The 24,589-nt window shown below is 45.1% G+C and carries 27 protein-coding genes; 25 read left to right on the top strand and 2 right to left on the bottom strand.

The features are described 5' to 3' along the window. Positions 1–18: 18 nt before the first annotated feature. On the bottom strand, positions 19–768 hold the full coding sequence (locus P364_RS0131735) for a GT-D fold domain-containing protein (protein WP_024634029.1): 750 nt from the start codon (positions 766–768) through the stop codon (positions 19–21). 187 nt (positions 769–955) lie between these two features. On the opposite strand from P364_RS0131735, the gene P364_RS0131740 reads away from it, so the two are divergent. The 6 genes from P364_RS0131740 to P364_RS0131770 all read left to right on the top strand — a co-directional run bounded on the left by P364_RS0131740 (position 956) and on the right by P364_RS0131770 (position 3,934). Next, a complete protein-coding gene (locus tag P364_RS0131740; protein WP_024634030.1) occupies positions 956–1,402 on the top strand; it encodes a glycosyltransferase family 2 protein in 447 nt (148 codons plus the stop codon). Positions 1,403–1,413: 11 nt separating this feature from the next. Continuing rightward, positions 1,414–1,614 (top strand): hypothetical protein, encoded by a 201-nt coding sequence (locus P364_RS37670; RefSeq protein WP_024634031.1) that lies wholly within the window; start codon positions 1,414–1,416, stop codon positions 1,612–1,614. Beyond that, positions 1,592–2,041, top strand: a complete 450-nt coding sequence (locus P364_RS0131750; RefSeq protein ID WP_024634032.1) for a glycosyltransferase — start codon at positions 1,592–1,594, stop codon at positions 2,039–2,041. The genes P364_RS37670 and P364_RS0131750 overlap by 23 nt, the downstream gene beginning before the upstream one ends. Continuing rightward, positions 2,010–2,195, top strand: coding sequence for a hypothetical protein (locus P364_RS0131755; protein WP_024634033.1), 186 nt, complete (start codon positions 2,010–2,012; stop codon positions 2,193–2,195). Before P364_RS0131750 ends, P364_RS0131755 begins: the two co-directional genes overlap by 32 nt. 33 nt (positions 2,196–2,228) lie before the next feature. Beyond that, positions 2,229–2,447: a hypothetical protein gene (locus P364_RS0131760; RefSeq protein WP_024634034.1), complete on the top strand. Its 219-nt coding sequence runs from the start codon at positions 2,229–2,231 to the stop codon at positions 2,445–2,447. A gap of 464 nt (positions 2,448–2,911) precedes the next feature. Further along, entirely contained in the window at positions 2,912–3,934 is a 1,023-nt protein-coding gene (locus P364_RS0131770) for a hypothetical protein (protein ID WP_024634036.1), read from the top strand. Positions 3,935–3,980: 46 nt separating this feature from the next. On the opposite strand, the gene P364_RS0131775 is transcribed toward P364_RS0131770, so the two are convergent. Further along, positions 3,981–5,308, bottom strand: a protein-coding gene (locus P364_RS0131775; RefSeq protein WP_442952316.1) for an IS3 family transposase whose coding sequence is annotated in 2 segments (ribosomal slippage) — positions 3,981–4,939 and positions 4,939–5,308 — 1,329 coding nt in all. Because the reading frame shifts where the segments join, the coding sequence is not laid out codon by codon here. A gap of 471 nt (positions 5,309–5,779) precedes the next feature. On the opposite strand from P364_RS0131775, the gene P364_RS0131785 reads away from it, so the two are divergent. The 19 genes from P364_RS0131785 to P364_RS38645 form a co-directional block, all read left to right on the top strand. Continuing rightward, positions 5,780–5,977, top strand: a complete 198-nt coding sequence (locus P364_RS0131785; RefSeq protein ID WP_024634039.1) for a hypothetical protein — start codon at positions 5,780–5,782, stop codon at positions 5,975–5,977. Between the two features lie 185 nt (positions 5,978–6,162). After that, entirely contained in the window at positions 6,163–6,630 is a 468-nt protein-coding gene (locus tag P364_RS0131790) for a Na-translocating system protein MpsC family protein (protein WP_152532778.1), read from the top strand. A 732-nt stretch (positions 6,631–7,362) separates the two neighbouring features. Then, on the top strand, positions 7,363–7,929 hold the full coding sequence (locus P364_RS0131795) for a sigma-70 family RNA polymerase sigma factor (protein WP_024634041.1): 567 nt from the start codon (positions 7,363–7,365) through the stop codon (positions 7,927–7,929). A gap of 97 nt (positions 7,930–8,026) precedes the next feature. After that, positions 8,027–8,464, top strand: coding sequence for a hypothetical protein (locus P364_RS0131800; protein WP_144424657.1), 438 nt, complete (start codon positions 8,027–8,029; stop codon positions 8,462–8,464). Positions 8,465–8,549: 85 nt separating this feature from the next. Continuing rightward, a complete protein-coding gene (locus P364_RS0131805; RefSeq protein ID WP_024634043.1) occupies positions 8,550–8,993 on the top strand; it encodes a hypothetical protein in 444 nt (147 codons plus the stop codon). 6 nt (positions 8,994–8,999) lie between these two features. Further along, positions 9,000–9,209, top strand: a complete 210-nt coding sequence (locus P364_RS0131810) for a hypothetical protein (protein WP_152532779.1) — start codon at positions 9,000–9,002, stop codon at positions 9,207–9,209. Between the two features lie 132 nt (positions 9,210–9,341). Further along, positions 9,342–9,959, top strand: a complete 618-nt coding sequence (locus P364_RS36435; RefSeq protein ID WP_024634045.1) for a lytic transglycosylase domain-containing protein — start codon at positions 9,342–9,344, stop codon at positions 9,957–9,959. A gap of 177 nt (positions 9,960–10,136) precedes the next feature. Continuing rightward, positions 10,137–10,808 (top strand): sigma-70 family RNA polymerase sigma factor, encoded by a 672-nt coding sequence (locus P364_RS0131825; protein ID WP_236642250.1) that lies wholly within the window; start codon positions 10,137–10,139, stop codon positions 10,806–10,808. 158 nt (positions 10,809–10,966) lie between these two features. Then, the gene (locus P364_RS0131830) at positions 10,967–12,154 is read left to right on the top strand and encodes a D-alanyl-D-alanine carboxypeptidase family protein (protein ID WP_024634047.1); all 1,188 of its coding nucleotides are present in this window, start codon (positions 10,967–10,969) and stop codon (positions 12,152–12,154) included. Positions 12,155–12,172: 18 nt separating this feature from the next. Continuing rightward, complete coding sequence (locus P364_RS0131835) at positions 12,173–12,799, top strand: nucleoside recognition domain-containing protein (protein ID WP_024634048.1); 627 nt, start codon at positions 12,173–12,175, stop codon at positions 12,797–12,799. A gap of 6 nt (positions 12,800–12,805) precedes the next feature. Beyond that, positions 12,806–13,339 carry a spore maturation protein gene (locus P364_RS0131840; protein ID WP_024634049.1) on the top strand — a complete coding sequence of 178 codons (534 nt, stop codon included), beginning with the start codon at positions 12,806–12,808 and terminating at the stop codon, positions 13,337–13,339. A 65-nt stretch (positions 13,340–13,404) separates the two neighbouring features. Next, positions 13,405–14,223, top strand: a complete 819-nt coding sequence (locus tag P364_RS0131845) for a S1 family peptidase (RefSeq protein WP_024634050.1) — start codon at positions 13,405–13,407, stop codon at positions 14,221–14,223. A 220-nt stretch (positions 14,224–14,443) separates the two neighbouring features. Next, positions 14,444–15,193 carry a pseudouridine synthase gene (locus tag P364_RS0131850; RefSeq protein WP_024634051.1) on the top strand — a complete coding sequence of 250 codons (750 nt, stop codon included), beginning with the start codon at positions 14,444–14,446 and terminating at the stop codon, positions 15,191–15,193. 131 nt (positions 15,194–15,324) lie between these two features. After that, on the top strand, positions 15,325–15,852 hold the full coding sequence (locus tag P364_RS0131855; protein ID WP_024634052.1) for a redoxin domain-containing protein: 528 nt from the start codon (positions 15,325–15,327) through the stop codon (positions 15,850–15,852). A 14-nt stretch (positions 15,853–15,866) separates the two neighbouring features. Then, positions 15,867–17,540 carry a cytochrome c biogenesis protein ResB gene (resB, locus tag P364_RS0131860; RefSeq protein WP_024634053.1) on the top strand — a complete coding sequence of 558 codons (1,674 nt, stop codon included), beginning with the start codon at positions 15,867–15,869 and terminating at the stop codon, positions 17,538–17,540. Then, entirely contained in the window at positions 17,537–18,799 is a 1,263-nt protein-coding gene (gene ccsA / locus P364_RS0131865; protein WP_024634054.1) for a cytochrome c biogenesis protein CcsA, read from the top strand. The genes resB and ccsA overlap by 4 nt, the downstream gene beginning before the upstream one ends. 150 nt (positions 18,800–18,949) lie before the next feature. Then, positions 18,950–19,666, top strand: coding sequence for a response regulator transcription factor (locus P364_RS0131870; protein WP_017687664.1), 717 nt, complete (start codon positions 18,950–18,952; stop codon positions 19,664–19,666). Continuing rightward, positions 19,635–21,119, top strand: a complete 1,485-nt coding sequence (locus tag P364_RS0131875; protein ID WP_301246454.1) for an ATP-binding protein — start codon at positions 19,635–19,637, stop codon at positions 21,117–21,119. The genes P364_RS0131870 and P364_RS0131875 overlap by 32 nt, the downstream gene beginning before the upstream one ends. Positions 21,120–21,314: 195 nt before the next feature. Then, on the top strand, positions 21,315–24,589 hold a 3,275-nt coding region (locus tag P364_RS38645), incomplete at its 3' end, for a collagen-like repeat preface domain-containing protein (protein WP_024634056.1).

Consider the following 24,589-nt stretch of genomic DNA (forward strand, 5'->3'; position numbering starts at 1 on the left):
AGGCTTTTGCAGGGCTCTCTAGAAGGGTCTTTTTTTTGGTCTTCCTTCCCAATAATCGGGAAATCCTTCGTAGTCCCAAGCGTACAGATTTTCGCTGTCTGCCTGAATGGCAACATCTGCTCCTGAACCGAAATCAACACCTACAGAGCCAAGTTCTTTTGCTTTAATGGCTAATACTTTGCCAGGTGCCCCTGCACATACAAGAGCCAGTTTCCAAGGTGTTTTTTTATGGATGTTTTCCATTTCTTTAGAGGCTGCGCTCACATGAGACCAAGAGGGACAGTCCACTGTTGCAACGATGCCTGTCCAACCGTAACGGCGTTCCAGAACTTCTTTGTATTGTTCGGCCTTGGCTCCACAGATGAGTATGGGCATGGTTTTGAACGTTTCATAGAACAGCTTAAACCGGGCGATGTAATTATTTTCAAACGCATAAAATGTCTTCTTGGGCTTAATCTTGTAATACGCTAGACACATATCAAACAAGGGTCTGAAATACCAGTGATCCGTCTGAGTCAAGTGACCAACATAATCGGCTTCTCTCAGGCAATGTACAATGATCTCTCTCGCTCCTGCATTGGGTAGCGTAATGCCACAGTATGTGGGATCATTCACCCACCCGTAATGGGATTGGATGAAATCCATGGTTAGGACAGTTCCATGGGCCAGAATAGTATTGGAAGCATCCCCGAATCGAACGGAAGCATGAGGTTCTCCATCCGAAGCCTTTTGGAACCAGTTATGAATTAATTCAACGCTCCCAAGCACGCTTTTCACCCTCTTTGTGATCGAAATGATTCAAGTCCTTCTTGTACATGTTCATCAGCTCCTTCTTTTATAGAATAGAAGAAACGGTTTATTCTCTCTCTTCTTTTGAGTGAAAAGTCTTTTTTGTTGGACACACTGAAGATTGGCGAAGAACGGTCTACACTATGTGAAAGGGGAGGGATGAACGGTGACTGACGTATTCATAGGTGCTCCTGTGAGAAACCGGGCATGGATTATGGAGCGGCACTTGCAGTCGCTCAAGCAACAGAAAGTAAACAAGCGATTTTTTTACATTTTGAATGATAGTGAAGATCAGACTGAACAAATTTTAAATGATCATCTAATCTCGTACATGACTTATAACTTGGGCAAGACATGCGGTCATTTGCGCGGTCAATACTCCTATCACCATCTGGCGCAACTAAGAAATATACTTTTGGATGAGTTTCTGAAATCGGATTGTGATTATCTGTTTTCCATTGATACAGATATCATTATTCCTGAACAGAGCCTGGTGCGCTTACTCGAAAATGAGAAGGACATCTGTGCCATGCTGATTCGAAATCACCCAAGATTAAAGGCTCATAATGCAATGATTGGTGGAAAGCACGTACAAAAATTCAGCGAGGCGTAATCCCCGTTGATTTGACAGGTGCCGTGTATCTGATTAAACGCGAAGTTATTGAAGCGGGAGTTCGATATGGTTCACATCCGATTGGTGAGGATGCTCCTTTCTGTGAGCATGCTCAGCAGCTTGTTTATGGACTATATGTGGATACACGGCATCGTCCGGTTCATGCCTATGAGGAAGGAGTGGAGTTGGTTGCTGAATTGGCTGGTACATAGAATTAGGCAGAAAAACGCATGTTTTGAAAGCATTGAAATGACGACACATAAAGATTACAGAGTTCTTCCCGCCTATATTGCCCAATTTGATGTTTGTATTGTGCCATTCAAACTGACAGAAATGATCCGTGGATGTGACCCGATTAAATATTACGAATATTTGTCTGCGGGCAAGCCTGTTATAACGACTCGTATGGAGGAAATCGTCAATAAATACAGTGATGTAACCTACTTTATGGATCGTCATAATTGTGGGCAGATGCTTCAGAAAGCAATTAGTGAGAACAGCGAGGCCAAAATCGCGGCCCGTGCAAAGGTGGTAAGAGCTAATGGGTGGGACAGCAGGGCTATGGAAGCTGTCAAAATGATAAATCAGGTGATAGGAGGCAACGCGGATGAAACAGATGTTCAAACGAATTTTCGGTAGCCAGGCGGCTAAGCCGCCAATTGAAGTTGAAAAAATAGAGGTTCAAATGAGTGAGTTCAATTTTGAAAAATATGTGCCCAAAACCAATACAACCATTGTATATCTGCCTGCTATAGATTTTCACAGTGAACGATTTGGGCGTCGGCCACAATGACTGTTAAGAGAACTTGCGGCGATTGGTTATCATGTGATTTATATAAATTCCAGTGATGAGTTTTATCAGGTGGATGCATTGGAGTATCCTCACCCTGAGCTTCCGAATTTTGTCGTGGCTCGTGTTGGTCAGAACGTTCGTCCATTGTTTCAGGGTGAAAGAATCATCTATTGGGTGAATGACAGTCGATTGGCAAATTCGGTCGAGACAGCATATCCTAACCTGGTTGTATTCGATTCCCTTACGGAATGAGCAGGATACTGCAACTACTGGCGCAAATAATTCCGGATTTGCTGAAGTCAAACCCAAATATGCAAGTTCAATTTATGAAAATAACGGAGATATTACGGTTCGTCTCAAAGACTCTAACAAGTTGCTGAAACAACTCAGTTCGAAGGCTGCCGCTCGTTTCGATTCCCATGAAAACCCCTCGTTTTCTAATTAAAACTGTACGTGTTATCCCAGCAAAGGAAACGAATGTCGAGCTTCACATACTTGACAGTGCGGACAAAACGAAAGCCCAAATTCTTTATTTTAACACGGCCGAATTTAGTACGGGTAACTTCATAGACGGGATATACGACAATGTGGATCTTCCGTATGACGATAAGGACGGTACATTCCATTTCTACTTTGAGATTATTAATCCAGGCTCAGTGCCTTCAGGTTTTGTCATTGAGGTAACTGGTTTGACGGTTAGATAGGAGTTGTTGGTCATGGATATCATTACGTATGGCAAAGTGGTCAAGGTTTCAAATGAGATTAAGGAAGCCAGAGAGGATAATGTTACACTTGATGCACGATTGGATAAGATTGCTTTAGGCAGCATAACGACAGTGAAGGAAAAAGAGGACCTTCCTTCACCTGGTGTACCTGGTGCATTCTATGGCGTTACTGTGGATGAAAGCAATCGAAATCTCCCTACGTTATATATTTACAGTGACGGGTATAGACGTATCGTAGGATCCAACGCTTCATATAACTCAAATGGAGTACTTACAATAGATGGCGTGAATGTCATGGTTTATGAGCACCCCGCTTTCCACAGCGCAGACATCTTGATGGATGGAGAACAGAACAAAGCGTTTACCTCTCAGGAAAGACTGAAATTGTCCGGAATTGAAGAGAAAGCAAATTTTTATGAACATCCGAAGACCCATGTGGCGGACATGCTTGTCGATGGCATTGGAAAAAAGGTCTTCACTTCCATTGAGCGAACCAAGTTAGAGAATGTAGAGAGTGGAGCGAATCATTATATTCACCCAGACACTCACAGCGCAGATATGATCATCGATGGCGCAACCCATGTGAGCATGACTGTATCCGAGCGCAAGCGCCTGAGTGTATTGGACCCATGGGATGCAATCAGTGATTTGGTGGATTATACAGACGTAGTTACTTATTTTGCTAATGATATGCAAGGCCGGGTCATTCGACAAGTCGTCACAGACAATTACACGGAGCAGGTAGTCACAGAGCCATTGCTGACCATGCCGATTTCGACAGATGGGTATGTGCAAAATGATTCGTTCTTGGTGATTTCGATTGGTGAAGTCCATCGGTTTGCTGGAAAAGCATTCGTGCAGCTGCCGACCTTGGTCGATGTTATATATCAATATGATGATGATGGAAGACTGGAATCAAAGTCCATCACCAGAATGGCAGTCACCCCAATTCAAATTAATTTCAAATACATCTATGACTCTCTGGGCAATCGTATAGCGGTTAAGAAATATTAAGGGATAGCTACAATGTACCCCTTGTAAAGGACAATTAAAAAAAAGGTTAGGCCACTTCAAGTTGCTGCCTGTAACGCGCAGGCGGCAGCTTCTTTAAGTTCCATTGACCTCGATAATGATTGTAATAGATCATGTAGCTTTTCACTTCTTGCGTAACTTCTTCCAAAGTCATACACGTTTTGAAATTCGTTTCATCTTTAAAATGCCCAAAGAATGATTCTTGTGGAGCGTTATCCCAACAGTTTCCTCTACGTGACATGGATTGACTTAGCCCCATTTTTTTCACAAGCTTTTGGAACTTCGGATTGGTGTAGTGAAATCCTTGATCCGAATGAATCAAGGCATCCGAGGTGAGATGGCGATGTTTCTTGAGTTGTTTCAACGTGTCGATCGCAATGTCCGAACCAAGTGAAGCAGAGACTTCATAGGCTAAAATTTCATTCGTTTCGGCGTCTTTTATCGTGGACAGATAGGCCCGCTTGTTTTTCCCATAGGTTAGATACGTGATGTCGGTTAAGAGAACTTGACCGGCGACCCCTGGCTTAAAGGCTCGCTTTAACGTGTTGGGACAGGTTCGATGCTCTTGAGTGGCTTTGGCCATACGTCGTGCAGGATTTGCTTTTCGAATCGGACAAACGATGTTGTACTTTTGCATGACTCGACGGATACGCTTGAGGTTGTATGTAACTCCATATTGGTTCTCCAGCGTCATTTTGATTTGACGAGCTCCCTTCTTCCTTCCCCGGTAACGGTAGGCTTTCAGAAGAATCGCTTTGACGTTTTCATCGTTTTGTTCCTGTTTTTGACGATGTAATTGAGCATTTTCACTACGATATCGATAGTAGCCCGAACGTGAGACCCCGGCGATTTCACAAAGAACATGCACCTTTCGCTGGAGAGGGTATGCCCTCATCATCTGTTGAATCAGTTCGAATTTTTGCCACGTACTTAATTGAATTTCTTTTTTCTCATCTGCCTTTCGAGTTGATCGAGCTTTTTTAAGAATTCATTCTCCGCTTCAAGCCATTTCATTTTCGCTTCTAAACGGGCATATTTTTCTTCGAGACTTAATTCACGGGTCAGAGGACACCCTGAGGCGTGTTTTCTAGCGTCTGTTAATCCTGCAGGTCCTTGTTCCTGAAAAGCCGCACGCCATCGATTGGAAGCCTTTCGAATCCGGGTTGCACCCAAAACGTCAATGGCAAAGCCTGCCTCCTGAAAAATCTCACTTGGAAACTTACCTTGATTATACTCTTGAATAAATCGTTCTTTAAAAGCATCCGTATATGTAATGGCTTTAGCACTGACATTTTTCACATAGGGATTTGTTCTTAACTGAGCTTGCTCTTGAGTTGTAAAACATTTTTTAGACATCCGCTTTGACCACCGCTCGTTTTTTATTCATTGTACACAAAAAAAGACCCTATAAGATGACCTTTTTAAAGTGTCCATCTTATAGGGTACATTTTAAGCTTATGCTGTCCTTTTTTTGTTTGAAAAAGAGAATTCCGACTGAACAGATTTAACATCCAGACAATTAGGACGTATAGAGTGAATAGTGAAGGTATGAAGGCTAACACTTGAATTTTATTTTTTATTTCCTAGTACGTTAGAACACTATTTTTGCCCAGGAGAGGCTGCAACAGAATGAGAAGGATTCCGATAAAGTTGTTCGCGAGATTCCTTTAACTCTTGATGAGGTCAAGCAAGAGTATCGCAGGCTTTTTACCAAACATAAAAATGAGGGAAAGTCGATCACTTTGGAAGATACAGATCAGATTGTGCACATTATTGATCTCAACGATGTTCGTAATATAGAGCTTACTTCGAAGGAGGAGAACACCGATGCTGTACAGACTGACCTTTGCGCTGAATAATGAGGAGATTGTCACAATGGAGATGACCACGGAGAAGGACGATCTAGTTGGTGCAACGGAAGAGGCTTTCGATGTGATTGAGAGGGAGTATGGTGCCACTGTGGTTTTGAATCTGGTAGCGTTCAGTCTGCTCAAAGTTGATGTACCCAATGAACAACAAAGTTAAAAATAGCTATTTGAAAGAAACTGTTTAGTTCTCAGCGTAAAGTTCTGCTTTATTTGCATAATTGTAAACCATAGTAAAACCAGTGATATACCCCAAGCCTACTTCTGGGGTCTATTCCTTTTTCTGAAAAGATAAAGGGAACTTTAGTCCATAAACGCATTGAAACTTGTCTTGTATAAGGAGTTTTGATTAAATTAGGTTTGATTATTGTATTCAGGGCAATAGGAGGAAAAAGGATGATTGTAGGGAGGGATGTGAACATTGAGATAAAAGACTTGGAAAGAGAACTCGCGAAAATGGCATCAAGAATAAGAAAAGATTTTACTGAACGCGGGCCAGTAGATACCAGAGTCGTCATCATGAATCATTTTATCATCCTGAAGTTTACAGCAAAATTCACCAAACCTGAAGCGTTCATGCTTGAACACATGCAATCGCATTCCAGTCAGATCTTTGCCGAATACAAGCTGAAGCTTGCACAAATGATGAGAGAAGATTTCAGTCCTGTTTTCTCCTATATTCACCTGGGTTTAAAAATTGAAGATATTGAAACCATGTTCTTTGGTACTGATTTTGCTGAACAGGTGACCGTCTTTAAAATGAACAAGGATATTGAGGGGCTGCTGAAAAATGATGCCATAAACATGCCTTAAGACCTAATAAATTTCGTTTTGTTATTGGATGGGTTCTTCGGAACTAATTTTAATGTTGACAATATCCTACATATTTCCTTATACTACCCTTATGGCGATCAGATAGAATTAATAATCTTGACGAAGCCTGTAACTGTATTAGAGAGCTTCAAGACCATATCTTCGGTAATTGGAACGAAATAGATGTCAGACCAAGACCGACACATTCCACCATTTTGGTATTTTCCTAGTGGTGCGCTCTGTGTTGGTCTTTTTGTTTGCAAAAAACGGGCTTTACGTTTCGTAGTTGGCTTCGTATATAGTGGGTAAAAGGTGTATAGACGAAGCTGATAAAAATATGTTGCGAACATTAGTTCGTATTTGTTATTCTGAATGTAATAGGTTGGAAAAGTGGCACTGAACAAATTTTCTTTGCTGTATTTTGAAAGTTAGGATTCAATCTTGTTGTTGTGGATATCGGAATGGGGAGGTGAATCATTTACGAAATTTTTATGCATTGCAAAAGACTTATCTAGCTTTAAGCTTCGCCTGAAGAAGATGTTTCATATTTACGAAGAAGTGATACCACTACATATTAGAGATGGTTTTTTTGGATATCGGCAAGTCATTTATAAAGTTTGGTTATGGTGAGAGATGCTAGATTGTGAGTGAAAGAATTGATGATAATTATAACTATAGAAATACAAATTAAAGTTTAACTAACAACTAAATAATCATTGGGGGAAAATGATAATGTCTGCTACGACTGCTATGGGGTTTGATAATTTATTTGAAATTGGGGATATAGATACGTTCTTGAACAAAGCACAGGAAAAATGTCGCCATAAGCTTAGAGGCAAAACGTTTGCAGGGATGGAAAAAGAGGATGTAACGCAGGAGATCATGATTAAGTTATATAACGCACTGGACAAGTATGATGCTGAAAAAGCAAAAATGTCGACGTTTGTTGATCACCTGATCGAGAATAAAATCAAGGATATGTATCGCAAATGCATGTCTGAGAAAAACCTCAGTGTCGTTAACGCTGTCCAGCTTGTGTGTACTGATCTTGGCTCCAGTGATGAAAGTGAGGGAACAGATACAGCGCTAACACTTGGGCACGCCGGGTTTGCTTTTGAGAATTTTGAATTCGTGACTGACATCATGGAGAATATGAAGCTTAATGAGCGGGAGAAAGAGATTTTTAAACTTCGCACCTCGGGGTACGAGTTTGTAGAAATTGCAGCAATGTTAGGTGTATCCAAGGCACGCATATCACAGTTGTGGAAAGCGATTCGTGAGAAATACGAAGCTCTGTAGTATCAAATTAAATGGCAATTAATAGCCGAAGCTTGTTGCAGATTGATCATCAAAACGATACATATCATTAAAAGCACCCTTAACGGGGTGCTTTTTTATGTCGTATAGAGTAATTGATCGATTGAATAATGGAGGGTGGCAGAAGAATATGCTCAGTGTTGTTGTGTTGGGATTTACGTTGGAAAGTCTGTCGGCATTTCCTGATATTGCTTGGGCCCACCATGATTCGTCTACCGCTTCCGACCTGAGTAACCGGGAGTATGCGTTGATTATTGAGAAGGTTGTCTTACAAGCAGATGCGTTGCTAGTTAATCTCGATGTGGAAAAGCTGACTCCTACTGAGGTAGTGATCTTACATCATGCGTATATGCAAAACAAACCGATCATGGGTGTAGGACTTAGGGTATGGGAGCCTGTAATTGAGGAAATGTTGTCCAAGCGAATGAATGACCTATATCGGGCAGTTGTTCATATTCGAACGTATTATACGCTCATTAGTGGTGCCCCAGATATTTCTCCTGTATTAAAACGTTAACTGTCAATGATACAACGCGTATAGAGCAATTGAAGAGCTGGAAAGCCAGAATCAAGATATTTTGAATATATGGAGGAATGACCGTATGACACAAATGATAAAAGCAAAAGACGATACATTAACCGAAGAGTTGGTTGCAGGTCTAGTTGGAAAATGCGTTCACGCACCTACAAATATGCATGAGATTCAAACGCCCACAGGCGCAACAACAAAAGCAAATGTATGGTTTGCGGGTACTGTAGCTGGCTATGAAAAAGCAGTTATTGGATTCAACTATGAAGCGGACGAATTTCACGAGAAACCGCAAACCTACTACAACGTCCATTTAACAGATGGTATGGGATATATTCTCACAAGTGCATTTGAACTGGAGATATATGAGTTGACTCAAGAGGAATTTGCTCAGTTGATCGAGGAGAAAAAGAAAGAAGAGAACACCGGGAACGTCAACGAATCCCTTTCCGATGTGCTAAGCAATAAAGAATCAAACGAAGAATTAAATCCCGAGCTTCTTATCGGTAATGAATAAATGAACATGAAAAATTATGCTGTAGATATTGCTGTAAAGATGTTTTTATCCCCCTCACCTCTGGATCTCGAGGAACAGATCAACACCTGGATGAATGTCAAACCAAATGTATTGGTTATTGGGTTGGATGTTACTTCCGCCTACGATCCAGCAAACAGCAGGTTAGAATATACAGCAATCTTGGCATATCAAACCAGTGAGCGAGATGCGCCTTAATAGGAAAAAGGAGATCTATAAACTTGCAACAACAGACCTATAAATTATTGGGGTACAAGTTCGTGCAAGCAGGCATAAACTACGGTTTCCTTCTATTATATAAGGTCCAACCTAAGGAGGTGAGCAATCCCGTTGGTTATATTTGAAAAAATCGGGATGATCATTACGGTGGTACTGGCATCTATAACGTTATATGGCGGGCTGATTGCACCAACTGCTTCTAATTCAATTGGAGAACAACATACAAAACATGCCCTCAAAGTGAAATCAAATCCGGATTCTACGTCCCATAAAGAAATGGTAGATATGTTGGAGCAATATATTGAATCGTATCAAGAGAAGATGGTAAGCCAGGCTAAATTGTTGAAGTATGTGAAGTGGGTAGATCAATATATTGAAGGCTCCAATATAGACTCCCTGTGGATATTCGCCATGATGTGGCAGGAGAGCCGCTTAATAGAGGATAGCACATCAAATCATGGAGCCATCGGGCTCCTTCAAATACTACCGAGTACGGCCAAAACGTTTGGTGTTAAAGGCAGTGACTTATACAAGCCTGAAGTTAACATCAAAACCAGCATTAAATATATGGAATATCTGTTGGAAAAGTATGATGGAAACCTTCGTACAGCAACGATTGCGTACAATCAAGGGGAAGGAAATGTGGACAAGGGTAAGGCTCGCCCCTGGTATTATAACCAAGTGAAGAAACACCATAGCAAGATGGTTCAGATGTTAAAGAAAAATTAAGTAAGCGTTAGGATTGTTGGTGAACTTCCACAACATTTACATAGGGAGATCTAGATGGATAAATTTTCAGAACATATTAACATGAATTTGAAGTTGGACAAGAAATTTTACTCTATGGACCTTTTAGGAAATATTGAAAGATGTCAAGTCGATGAACATTTTCTAGGAGATAGCATTTTGGTTAACGAGAACTTGATTTGGCATTCCGTACATAAATACATTGGAAAACCGGAAGTCATTATCAAAAATCATTGTGTGGAAAAAGACGATATTCTTCAATTGGGTCGCCTTGGTTTCATTAAAGCGGTCAAAGCATTTGACACGGGGCGTGGTGTGAAATTTAGTTCGTTTGCGGTTACTGCCATAGTAAGGGAAATTCGATGTTTTCTGAGAGATAGCGCAAGCATCATTCGACCCACTCGTACAGCTACTGAATTAATTAACCGAATCAATCGGCTGGAGCATGATATGGGGTATCTACCGACAGCTCATGAGATCGCCGTGTTGCTCGACGAAGAAGAGGAGAGAATCAACAAGGCGCTCCAAGTGGGCAAGGGAGTTAAATATCTGGATGAGCCTGTCGGAGCAGATGATCAGCAAGCTCAAGCAGTTACGTTGATGGATACCATCTATAGTGGGGAAAACATTGAGGATGGAGTGGTAGACCGAATTTATGTTGACGCCGTTATTGACTCAGTGAAGCGCAAGTTAAGCGAGAAGGAAGTCACTGTCCTGAAACATCGGGTAGACGGATTTAATCAAACACAAACAGCGGAGCTGGAAGACATTAGCCAGATGAGAGTCTCCAGAATTATGCGAAAAGTGGCCAAGATGCTGGATAATAACTAATTTTAATCACGCCTGGAAACTCCTCTTTAAGACTACAAAATCCCTTCCGCAGCGCATATGCGAAAGGGATTTTTGCTGTTTTCTAACACTGGGACATACTTCGGGTTGTCCAGACATAAGCTAGTACAAGATTCCAAGTGACCCGGAGGAATGAATCGATGCGAAAAATAATGAAATTTATGGCATGTATGCTGGTACCCTTGTTCCTGTTTCCCTCGTTTGGGCTTGCTGAAGCCCAGGGAACAATACCCGGCCCTTCAACCCATGCGCAAAGCGCTGCTCTCATTGACGTGACATCGGGCCGAATATTGTACAGCAAAGATGGGGATAAGGAACTCCGAATTGCCAGCTTGACCAAAATTATGACGGCAATTGTAGCGATTGAACACAGTAAACTGGATGACAAAGTAAAAGTGACTTCCTCGGCGTTTGCCAAAGAAGGATCATCCATCTATCTCAAGCTGGGAGAAGAAATGACGCTGGAAAATATGCTGTATGGGCTAATGCTGCGATCAGGCAACGATGCGGCCTCGGCAATTGCTGAACATGTCGGTGGATCTGAAGAAGGATTTGTCCTGTTAATGAACAAAAAGGCAGAGCAAATTGGGTTGACCCATTCTCATTTTATGAATCCTCACGGACTTGACGCCGATGGACATTATTCCACCGCCAATGATTTGGCACGTTTAACCGCGTATGCGCTCAAGAATCCGGTATTCAAACGTATTGTAGCGACAGAGAACAAGTCAGCCCCCAATCCAAACGAGAGCTGGGATTACTCCTGGCAAAACAAAAATAAAATGCTGCGACTGTACGAGGGAGCCGATGGCGTAAAGACAGGGTATACCAAGAAGGCATTTCGCTGTCTGGTCAGCTCTGCTACTCGCAATGGTCAACAACTTGCTGCGGTAACCTTGAACGACGGCGATGATTGGAATGATCATGCACGTATGCTGGATTTCGGCTTTGAAAATTTCCCTTTGGTGGAAATTGCAAGAAAAGAACAGCCTGTACAGAACACGGATGTGGTCACAGGCCGTGGGTTCACTTATCCTCTGGCGAAGAGTGAGACATCCTCATTGACGAAAAAGCTGATTTTACTCGAAAGCCGTGTCCAGAAGAGTACAGAGGGGGATGCAAAATCGACTGATCCTTCTTTTGGCTTGGCAGGCCGAATTGATTTGCAACTTGATGGGAAGCTGGTGGGTTCAATTCCTGTGTATCGCAAAGGTAGTTATATTCCGCCGGAGCCGAAAACCGAGGATGCCACTCTGGGGGGGATCGGTGAAATTTCTACCTGGGCTTCCGCATGGCGTGCAGTTTTAAGCCATCTGTTATCTCCATAATGAGGGGAGGGTTATCCTTTGATCAATTTAATCTGGCTTCTCATGATTGTAACCGGCTTTGCTTTTGCAGCAGCGCAGGGCAAAATTGAAGTCGTTACCCAGGCAGCTTTTGATGGAGCAGCAACGGGTGTAACGGTATGTTTTGGACTGATCAGTGTGCTCGTATTCTGGATGGGTATGATGAAAATGGCTGAGGATGCCGGGCTGCTGGGCCGGATTGCGAAGCTCCTGGGTCCGGTTGTCGGCTTTTTGTTTCCTGATGTTCCACGGAACCATCCTGCTATGGGGTACATTTTATCCAACATGAGTGCCAATCTGCTTGGCCTCGGGAATGCGGCTACCCCAATGGGGATCAAAGCCATGCAGCAGCTGCAAGAGCTGAATCCGGATAAACAGACAGCGTCCCCTGCCATGTGTACCTTGCTGGCCCTGAATACGGCGAGTATCACCATTATTCCGACAACCCTGATAGCCATTCGTCTTAATTATCATTCTGCGAATGCCACGGAAATAGTAGGCACAACGCTAATGGCAACCATTGTTGCGACATTTGCAGCTATCGCAGCAGATCGCTGGTACCGAAACAGGGCGCTTCACAGGCCGCCGCGTGTACATAAAAGTGACAATCCCGGTATGAAAGGATGAGTAGCGTTGTTAACCTTCATCAACTGGATTTCCGTCTGGGCCATTCCGGTTATTATCGCGTTTGTTCCATTATATGCGTTTACCAAAAAGGTCCCGGTCTACGAATCCTTTGTTGATGGGGCCAAAGATGGATTCTCTACGGCAATCAGCATTATTCCCCATCTGGTAGGCATGATGGTAGCGATCAGTGTTTTCCGTGCTTCAGGTGCACTGGATTATGTGATCAGTCTGATCGCCCCACTCGTGTCCTGGATGGGAGTTCCGGGAGAAGTATTGCCACTTGGCATTTTGCGTCCATTGACCGGGACAGGCTCGCTCGCCTTTACGACAGATCTGATCAAAACCTATGGTCCCGACTCTATGATTGGCCGCATGGCTTCTACAATTCAAGGGAGTACGGATACAACTCTGTATGTTTTGACTGTTTATTTTGGAGCCGTAGGTATACGTAATGGCCGCTATGCTCTCAAAGTCGGGTTGTTTTCCGATGTGGTTGGTTTTATAGCTGCCTTGGTCATTTGTTTAATCGTTTTTGGATAAAAAATAAGTCCTCTCCTTCCGATATACTAGTTATGCTAGAATAATAGCGGAGGAGAGTGAGGATCATGCAGAAGAGTTGGAAACGAATGCTCCGCATTGGAATGTTAAGTGTGGTTGCCATTGCACTGATTGCAGGACAAACAGGTTTTGCGGCGGCTCAAGCCGTCAATACGATTCAATTTACGGGTTACTTTGATAAACAGTTGCGTGCTCAGCTGGCCGCTTTAGCGGATTCTTTTCCAGTTGTGAACGTACGTTTGGTCAAAAAGGCTGAACCCGATACGGTATATTATGATGTGGGTACCTCAATACTGATCTCAAAGGATGAAGTGCTTACCAACTATCATGTCGTTCAGGATTTTGCTGAATTGTCTGATGGGGATAAAGGCACATTGACCGTAGCGAGCCCAGGTCAGCTGGACAAGCCAGTGAAAGCCAAAATCATCAAAACAGATCCGGTGACGGATATGGCATTACTGAAGCTGGACAAAGAAATCAATGCACAACCAGTGACGTTTGCTAATGCGAGAGATAATCAAATTGTGTATACTATCGGATTTCCTAAAAATTCAGCTGGGGAACTTGTACTCTTGGACGAGGATTTTCCTTCAACTTACAATACGATAGCCAAGAGTCGAGTATTTAATTCACAGGATACGGACGTTCCAGGCAAGAAGGGTATTGGCAGTATCGTAAAATCAGTGGCACAAGGCAATTCAGGTGGCCCTGTTCTGGATCAGAATAATCGGGTTATTGGCATGATGACCTTTGTATACGGTGGACGCACTTATTTTATTACTTCAAAAACACTGCAATCCTTCATTAAAGACAGTGCAACCCCTGCCAAAAAACCGGTTGCTGTTAACGGTAAAGTAGCGAGTTAACCTCATTCAATGTTCAGTGGTTACATACGGCTCAAAGTGAACGGCTCACCCTATGCTCCTGTTGCAAACAGGCAGTAAGAGGGTGAGCTTTTTTGGCATAAATTCATAGTTAAAAACAGCTCATAAGGCGTTTTCAACTCCCGCGTTTACAAATTCGATGGATTATCCTTGTGATTTCCGGCCCTGATGGGTATCATTAGTGTGAGGTGACATGACAAACATGGAAAGATTACAAAAAATTATCGCACAGGCAGGCATTGCATCCCGCCGCAAGAGCGAGGAACTGATCCTGTCCGGCAAAGTAGAAGTTAACGGGGAGGTCGTAACCGAACTGGGTACGAAAGCGAACCCCGAAGAGGATATGATTACGGTTAATGGTAAACCGATCCGCAGTGAAAAGAAAGTGTACATGATGTTGAACAAACCGAAAGGTGTTATCACAAGTGCTTCAGACCCGGAAGGTCGGAAAATTGTATCCGACTATCTTAAAGGTGTCAAAGAACGTGTGTATCCTGTTGGTCGTTTGGATTATGACACGGAAGGCCTGCTGATTCTGACCAATGATGGGGAATTTGCTCATTTGTTGACCCATCCAAAGCATCACGTACCGAAGACGTACCTGGCGACTGTTAAAGGGGTCCCACATGGTACTGCTCTGGAAAAATTAAAGACAGGCATTATGTTGGATGACGGTATGACAGCTCCTGCAGAGGTTGAGTACAAGGATGTTGACACCGCAGGAAATGAAGCTGTAATCTCCATCACCATTTACGAAGGGCGTAATCGTCAGGTTAGACGTATGTTCGAGGCGATTAACCATCCAGTAACACGTCTGAAGCGGATCTCGTTTGGTGGTATTTTGCTGCAAAACCTGAAACGGGGGCTGACACGCAATTTGACCAAAGAAGAAGTCAACAACCTGATTACGCTCGCAAAATCAGAACCCGCCAAAAAAATGAAAAAAAGGTAATGTGAGGACACATAATTTTCATAAAAGCGCCGCAGATTTGTGACGAAATTCGCTATAATTGTTCATAGGATGTTCACAGTTGTCCGAGACCGTAATATGCGAAAGCTAGTCACTTAAAAGGGGAGCAGCACATGGGCAAATCAAGAAGAACGGTGCAAATCGTCATTTTGTTATTGATCCTGGTGTTGGGCGGATACGCGATTACTACATCCGTATCCGGCTCGAATGGCAAGCCAAAAGAAGGGGACAAGGCTCCTTCTTTTGAACTGCTGGGCCTGGATGGACAAGTTCATACGTCTGAGGAATACAAAGGCAAAGCCATGGTAATCAACTTCTGGGGAACATGGTGTGAGCCTTGTGTCAAAGAGATGCCTGCACTTCAAGCACAAGCGGACAAATGGAAGGACCAGGGTGTTCAATTTGTTGGTATCAATGTTGGGGAAGACCAGATGACCGTGGAAAATTTTGTGCAGCAGGTGGGCGTTACGTTTCCGATTATGCTCGACCGTGACAAAAACTCGATCCGGGATTTTGGCATATCACCGATGCCAACGACATTTTTTGTCTCCGACACGGGTAAAATCTCCACCATTCATATCGGTCAACTAGACTTGGACACACTTGACGCTCAAATTTCACAACTGGCGAAACAGCCCTGACAGGAGGTCTAGTCGTGTTCCAAAATACGAAGTGTGAGTGCGGACACCAGAATCCGGTGGGCACTGTACTATGTGAAGCATGCGGCAAGCCGCTGCTGGAGTCCGAGGTCAAATCGAATGAAGTATTGGAAATGCGTTATGATGGCATGGCACGCCGTTCGCAGCGTATGAATCCTAAAATCATTGACCGCATATGGAACTTTTTCTCCTCGGTCAAAATTGCGGTTTACATGATTGTGTTTACGCTTGTAGGTTCCATGCTGGGCACGATCTATCCACAAGAAAGTACGTTTCTGAATATTGATCCATCCGTATATTACAAGGACACATACGGTCAGTTGGGTCATATCTATTATCTGCTGGGTCTGTCCCATACATACGAATCCTGGTGGTTTATTTTGCTGCTGGTGCTGATCGGTGCCTCACTGGTCATATGCAGTCTTGACCGGGTACTTCCACTATACAAAGCGCTGAACAAACAGAAAATACGTAAACACATGCAGTTTCTTACACGCCAGCGTCTGGTATACCAAGGCTCCATAGATGAGGCATCAGAAGACTGGATAAAGAAAGCGGTTACTCCGCTTAAAAAGAAAGGTTATCGTGTGCACACCGAGGGTACGGCATTACTGGCTGAGAAACAGCGATTCAGCCGCTGGGGGCCTTATGTCCTTCATATCGGATTGATTATCTTTCTGTTGGCTGTTCTTGTTCGCGGAATTCCTGGTCTGAATCTGGATGAGCATGTTGCTTTTCCCGAAGGGGAGATCAAAAAAATCCCGAACACGTCCATGTATTTGAAGAATGAACAGTTTAATGTTGAATTTTACAGTGAAGATGAAGTCCCGGAACAATTTCGGAATCTGAATAAAACCGTTCCAAAACTGTTTGTAACCAAAGTGGTATTGTATGAATGTACAGCAGATTGTTCGGATCCTTCAAAGAAACCTCAGTTGTCCGAGGTGGCCCGACATGATGTTCGAGTGAACCATCCACTGAATTACAACGGATTGAAAGCATATCAGTTTGATTATGATCTGACGCCAACGATTCGTTCGGTAACGCCTGATCTGGTCAATGCCCAGACGGGTGAGAAGTACGGAGCAATCCAAATTGCCATGATGGATACGCAGCGAACGTTTGAAGCAGGCCCCTATAGTCTGACAGTTAAAGAAAAATATATGGATTTTGGACTGGATGAAAATGGAGAGCCCAAATCAAAGTCCCCTTCGCCTAATGCGCCTGCCTTTCTATTTAACATCAAGGGGCCCGATTTACCCGAAGAGGGAATGCAGTACTTGTATTTTGCGAAGCAGGTGGATAAGCAGCGTTTTCAACAGGATGCAATTAACAAACAGCTAAATGGAGGAGAAGTTCCTTTGCAGCTGGAGGTCGACAGCATGGACAAGGTTGATATCATTCAATCCGTAAGTTACCTCAATATACGTATTGATAAGGCTATGCCTTTCGTATGGGTTGGGGCAGGAATCGTCATGTTGGGTCTGGTTATGGGCTTTTACTGGCACCACCGTCGTATTTGGATTCGGATTGATGATCGACAGCTTACCCTAGGCGGCCATACCAACAAAAACTGGTTTGGCTTCAGGCGTGAAGTTGCAGCTGTGTTAAAAAAGTTGAATGTGGAAGTGGATGAGAAGTCGTTGGATAACGGGGGGAACCAAACATGAGTTTATTGGATTTCAGCAGCGACGCATTTATCGTATCTTTTTTTCTATATTGTGCTGCATTTATGTTATATGGCGTTGCCGTCATGGGCAAGAAATGGAGTAATCGCGACCCGCAAGCTCATGTAGATCGCTGGGGAAAGCGAGCCTTTATTGCATCAACTGTAGCACTAGCTGCACATCTTATCTTTTTTGGTACACGCTGGGCAGGGGCAGGACATATTCCGGTAAGTAATATGTATGAATTTATGAGCTTTCTATCCATGATGATTATGGTGGCATTTATCGTAGTCTATGCAATCTATCGTAAGTCATTGCTGGGGCTGTTCGCATTGCCCTTAACCATCCTTATTATGGCCTATGCAGCCGTATTTCCTCAGGAAGTACAGCCGCTAATTCCTGCTTTGCAGTCGATATGGCTCAAGATTCACGTGACGTTGGCAGCGCTTGGAGAGGCATTCTTCGCCGTTGGCTTTGCGGCTGGATTCATGTACTTGTTACGCACAGTCGATTTTAGTGGCAAGGACAAGTCCTCCAGACGCCAGCGTGGGTGGGTTGAGTTTACATTAATTACGATCGTCGTTGTTGTCGGGTTTATCGGGTCTGTATTTGCTTTCCGTGCTTCTGGATATGAGGCGGTTTTTGTTAAGCAAACCACTAGCATTGACACAGAGGTACAGGAAAATAGTACAATAGAGAAAGTGATTTATCGCATGCCTCCTATATTTGCACCTTATGATAGCGAAGTGGAGAGCATAAAACCGTTTCTTGGCATGAAGGAACCTTTGCTTGAGACGCCTTCCTGGATGAACGGAGTTAATGCTGGACGTAAACTGAATACGGTAGTCTGGTCGTTGATTGTAGGGCTACTCCTGTATGGACTTATTCGTTTGATTGTAAGAAGACCGCTTGGACAAGCTCTGCAACCGATGCTGGATGGCATTGATGAAGATGATCTGGATGAGATTAGTTATCGTGCAATTGCTATCGGATTCCCTATATTTACATTGGGAGCATTAATTTTCGCCATGATTTGGGCCCAGATTGCCTGGAGCCGCTTCTGGGGATGGGACCCCAAAGAGGTGTGGGCACTGATAACATGGTTATATTATAGTGTGTACCTGCATTTGCGTTTGTCCAGAGGCTGGCAGGGGCGCAAGTCTGCCTGGCTTGCAGTACTTGGATTTTTGGTCGTTATGTTTACACTTGTTGGTGTGAATTTGATCATTGCCGGGTTGCATTCCTACGCAGGGGCAGACTAGGCTAGGTTGTTTCGTTTTGTAAAGTTCCGGAGAGAAGTCCATGAAACATATATGTAAGCCCCTGCTTCAATTTAGGGGCTTTCAAATATTGTTCGCCAGATCGAACATAATAGAAGTGATGAGGAGTTATTGTAAAGGGGCTGGAGTGGAATGGCTGAACATGAGAACCGTATACTGGTCGTGGATGACGAGGAGAGAATCCGCCGACTTTTGAAAATGTATCTCGAAAAAGAAGGTTATGAGATTGATGAAGCAGAAGACGGGGAAACTGCGCTGCGTAAAGCAACTGCAGGTGACTATGGTCTGATTTTGCTTGATGTGATGTTGCCGGGCATGGACGGCGTTGAAGTATGTACTCGTCTGCGTCAGGTAAAATCAACCCCGGTGTTGATGCTTACTGCAAAAGGCGAAGAAATTAATCGTGTTCAGGGCTTCGAAGTGGGAGCTGATGACTATGTTGTTAAACCATTCAGTCCACGTGAAGTGATTTATCGGGTTAAGGCAATTCTGCGTCGTTCTTCTGCGACAGCTTATCTGTCCAAAGAGAGTAATTCAAGCAACAATATTGTGTTTCCTCATTTGGTCATCGAACATGATGCTCACCGCGTAACCGCAGGTGGGGAAGAAATCAGTTTAACACCGAAAGAATATGAACTGTTGCATTATCTCGCGACATCTCCAGATAAAGTTTTCTCCAGAGAAGAGCTGCTGAAGGATGTATGGAACTATGAATTCTTTGGTGATCTTCGTACGGTGGATACACATGTGAAGCGACTTCGCGAGAAGTTAAACAAGGTGTCGCCAGAATCAGCGGCGATGATTACGACGGTGTGGGGTGTGGGTTATAAACTGGAAGTACCGAAGTAGTTTTAGTTTCTGGAGATCGCTGGTCGGGAAGTTATGGATTACGATTATTTGCCTCGTGGGCTGTGTACTCATAGCATTGGGTCTTTTTTTGCTGCCATATATTGATACGAATTTTGCGGAGTCTGAGTCGAGAGATATCAAACGTTTGTTCACGTATGTTTGTATTATCGGCTTCAGCTTGACGACCTTTTTTGCGCTGTTTCTTTTTACGAAAATTACGCAGCCGATGCAGCAGTTAATTCAGGCAGCCAATGCGATTCGGAAAGGAAACTACGGTACGCGTCTCTCTCTTGTAACGAGCGATGAGATTGGAGAATTAGGTAATACGTTTAACCATATGGCTGCACAGCTGGAAGATAACATTCGCAACCTTAACCATGAGAAAGAACATTTGGCGAGCGTGCTCCGAAGCATGACCGATGCGGTAGTTACTTTCGACGGGGAGGGAAAGGTTATTTTGACGAACCCCCCTGGAGAGAAAATTATGCAGGCTTGGTGTGATTTGGACTGGGCGCAGATGGGCGAGGGACAGGATTCGGAAAATTCTGTGAGTTCTTCTCGAGAGGTGCCGGAACCACTCGTTCCTTTGTTCAAAATGGTGATGGAGCAAGGTGGTGATCAGAACTCTAACGTGCATGTTCAACAGGGAGTCTGGTCTGTTCAGATGGCACCTTTGTACGCAGATAGTGTCGTACGGGGGGCTGTAGCTGTGCTTCGTGATGTAACAGAAGAAGTACGACTAGAGAAGATGCGCCGTGATTTTGTCGCAAACGTATCTCACGAGATACGTACTCCGCTATCCATGATGCAAGGGTATAGTGAAGCTCTTTTGGATGGGATGGCGGCTTCTCCGGAAGAAAGTGAAGAGTTGATTCAAGTAATTCATGATGAGTCCTTGCGTATGGGCCGATTGGTTAAAGATCTGCTGGATCTTGCTCGAATGGAAGCGGGGCATACGGATATGGCCGTGAAGGAAGTGGATCTGGTTGAACTATTGGAACGAGTGTACAGAAAGTTCTCGGTACGTTCCAAAGAACAGGGGATCCATCTTCGGTTTGAGTGCAGACAGACTTTCATTGAACTTCATCAGGCAGATGAGGATCGTCTTGAACAGGTATTTACCAATTTACTAGATAATGCGTTTCGTCACACCCCATCAGGCAAAAATGTTCTTATCTCGGCAGAACTGTTAACGGATACTCGAACACCTGTAGCAAAAGTGATTGTAAAAGATGAGGGCGTAGGCATACCGTCTTCTGATTTACCATTCATCTTTGAACGTTTTTACAAAGCAGATAAGGCTCGGGTACGGGGTGAAAGTGTCGGTACGGGACTTGGGCTCGCAATTGTAAAAAATATTGTGGATGCCCATCACGGCACCATTATCGTTAATAGTGTACTTGGCGAAGGTACAGAGTTTATTTTACAATTTCCTGTGGATTCTTCGAAATAGCCCGATTTCATACAAAAAGTGCGAAAGCATCCTCATGCTGAGGGTGCTTTTTTGTTGAACACTACCGTTTAATCTTGTTCAACGTGGAACAGTATGTTCGCTTTTTTTGTCTCAAAAAATGTGTCCAAGATAATTTTGCCTCTTATTAAACATAAGCTTGAAAAGCGAAGTAGTTAAAGGAGGACTGGATTAGGCATGCCTGATGAAAGAAAAAGGGTGAATATAAAAGCTTTTCTAGAAGGAAGATCATTTCGAGCAGGATCGCCGTTTATTCCCATAACATCGAGTGAAGTGGAGCAGTTGGAATCCATATTGAAAGCACTGGCCGTGACTATTCCTGCAGCTGTCAGTCAGCCTACAGCGTCTAATATTCTCGCATTGCAAAACAGTTTACGGAGCTTGCTGACCTTTGTTAATACCTCTAGTTTTCGAGCTGGGGTGAAAGCGGAGTTGCAATCCGTACTGGAACTAACGATAGCAGGTTCTGAAGTTGTACCTGTAGCCGTCATCAATCTGGCTGGCAACTTGCAAAATTTGCTCGATGATTTATTAAGTGTAACGTTGCTTCTGGAAGTTCCACCTGCAGAAAAAGATAAACTGGTTGGGGTGATTCGGTCTATATCTGTATCATTGAGTCGTGCCACCAGTTCGTTTGGAACCCTTGGTACCCCAGGCCCACCAGGTCCCCCCGGAGTTCCAGGGGTTCCAGGCGTACCGGGCGTGCCAGGTCCTGCCGGGCCAGGAGGAGCCGCAGGAGCTGTAGGGCCGTTAGGTCCAGTAGGTCCAGTAGGTCCTGTAGGTCCTGTAGGACCCCAAGGCGTACCAGGTCAACAGGGGTTACCTGGAGTTGGACTGAATGATATCTCCGTTTTTGATCCAGCTCAGGCACCTGGCTTTGTGGAAGGTCAAGTGGTGTCTTATAATGGAAGTCTTTATGTTGTTAATGCGAATGGGCCCACGGGTATACCCGGAAGTTCTCCGGACTACACGTTGTTTTTGTCAGGCGGAACCACTGGAGCAACAGGGATAGGTTTAACGGGCTCGGTTCCGTTTGATCCTACGCTTGCACCAGCTTATCCGGCAGGACAAATAGTAACACTCGGTGGAAGTACCTACATTGCTAATGTGGCGTCACCAACGGGAACCCCAGGTAGTTCACCAGATTATACTTTACTAGCAGCGGCCGGAGCTACTGGAGCTACCGGGACAGCAGGTGTGGGACTCAGTGGCTCTGTGCCGTTTGACCCTGCAGTAGCACCAACGTATCCAGCGGGCCAGATCGTAACATTTGACGGCAGTACCTATATTGCTAGTGTGGCTTCACCGACGGGAACGCCGGGAACATCACCGGATTATACATTAATTGCAGGTGCAGGTCCCACAGGTGCTACTGGAGCCACTGGGGTAGGCTTAGGTGGTTTTGTGGCCTTTGATCCGGTTGTAGCGCCAACTTATCCAGCCGGCCAAATTGTTACATTTGATGGAAGTACCTATATTACCAATGTAGCGTCACCAAAGGGAACCCCAGGTACATCACCAGACTACACCTTGCTTGCAGGGGCAGGAGCTACCGGTACAACCGGAGCAACAGGCATAGGCTTGAATGGAGCAGTTCCGTTTGACCCAGCAGTGGCCCCAACGTACCCGGCCGGTCAAGTTGTAACTTTTGATGGCAGTACGTATATTGCAAACGTGGCATCGCCAACAGGCACGCCGGGAACATCACCGGATTATACATTAATTGCAGGAGCAGGTCCTACTGGACCTACGGGTGTAACGGGGGCGACTGGAGTAGGGCTGAGCGGGATCGTTCCATTCGATCCGGCAGTAGCGCCAACGTATCCAGCGGGTCAAGTGGTAACGTTTGACGGCAGTACGTATATTGCAAACGTGGCATCGCCAACAGGCACACCGGGAACATCACCGGATTACACGTTGCTAGCCGGCGCAGGAGCCACCGGTGCGACTGGAGCAACGAGAGTAGGAGTAACCGGGGAAACAGGGGATGCAGGTCCAACGGGAGCTACCGGAGTAGGGCTGAGCGGGATCGTTCCATTCGATCCGGCAGTAGCGCCAACGTATCCAGCGGGTCAAGTGGTAACGTTTGACGGCAGTACGTATATTGCGAATGTGGCATCGCCAACAGGTACGCCGGGAACCTCACCGGATTACACGTTGCTGGCTGGCGCTGGAACCACAGGTGCGACAGGTGCGACAGGTGCGACAGGTGCAACGGGAGTAGGATTAACGGGTAGTACTGGTGATACGGGGGTAACCGGGTCGACTGGAGTTACGGGAGACACGGGAGCTACAGGAGTCACTGGAGCTACTGGCATTAGTGTAACGGGAAGCACAGGGGCAACAGGTGATCCCGGAGTCACCGGAGCGACTGGGGTTACTGGCGTTACAGGAGCAACGGGAGTCGCAGGCGTAACCGGAGTTACGGGAGCAAGAGGAGTCACAGGCGTAACCGGAGATACGGGAGCAACGGGAGTCACAGGCGTAACCGGAGATACGGGAGCAACGGGAGTCGCAGGCGTAACCGGAGGTACGGGAGTCTCAGGCGTAACCGGAGATACGGGAGCAACGGGAGTCGCAGGCGTAACCGGAGGTACGGGAGCAACGGGAGTCACAGGCGTAACCGGAGATACAGGAGCAACAGGAGTTACAGGAGCTACTGGCGTAAGTGTAACCGGAAGCACTGGAGTCACAGGGGATACCGGAGTCACCGGAGCGACTGGGGTAACTGGAGATACAGGAGCAACAGGAGTTACAGGAGCTACTGGCGTAAGTGTAACGGGAAGCACTGGAGTCACTGGGGATACAGGTGTAACCGGAGCGACTGGGGTTACTGGAAATACAGGAGCAACGGGAGTCACGGGGGCCACTGGCGTGAGTGTAACGGGAAGCACAGGAGTCACAGGGGATACCGGAGTCACCGGAGGGACCGGGGTAACTGGAGATACAGGAGCGACGGGAGTCACGGGAGCTACTGGCGTGAGTGTAACGGGAAGCACGGGAGTCACTGGAGCCACTGGTGTGAGTGTAACGGGAAGTACAGGAGTCACCGGGGATACGGGAGCAACCGGGGATACAGGTGTAACCGGACCGACTGGAGCCACGGGTGCTACTGGAGTGAGTGTCACCGGAGCAACAGGAGCTACTGGAGGTACAGGAGCTACTGGCGTAAGTGTAACGGGAAGCACGGGAGTCACTGGAGCCACTGGCGTGAGTGTAACGGGAAGCACAGGAGTCACAGGGGATACCGGAGTCACCGGAGGGACCGGGGTAACTGGAGACACAGGAGCAACAGGAGTCACGGGGGCTACTGGTGTCAGTGTAACGGGAAGTACTGGAGTCACTGGGGATACAGGTGTAACCGGAGCGACTGGGGTAACTGGAGATACAGGAGCAACAGGAGTTACAGGAGCTACTGGCGTAAGTGTAACTGGAAGCACTGGAGTCACTGG

Origin of the sequence: Paenibacillus sp. MAEPY2, assembly GCF_000499205.1 — a bacterium.
Classification (GTDB): Bacteria; Bacillota; Bacilli; order Paenibacillales; family Paenibacillaceae; genus Paenibacillus; species Paenibacillus vandeheii.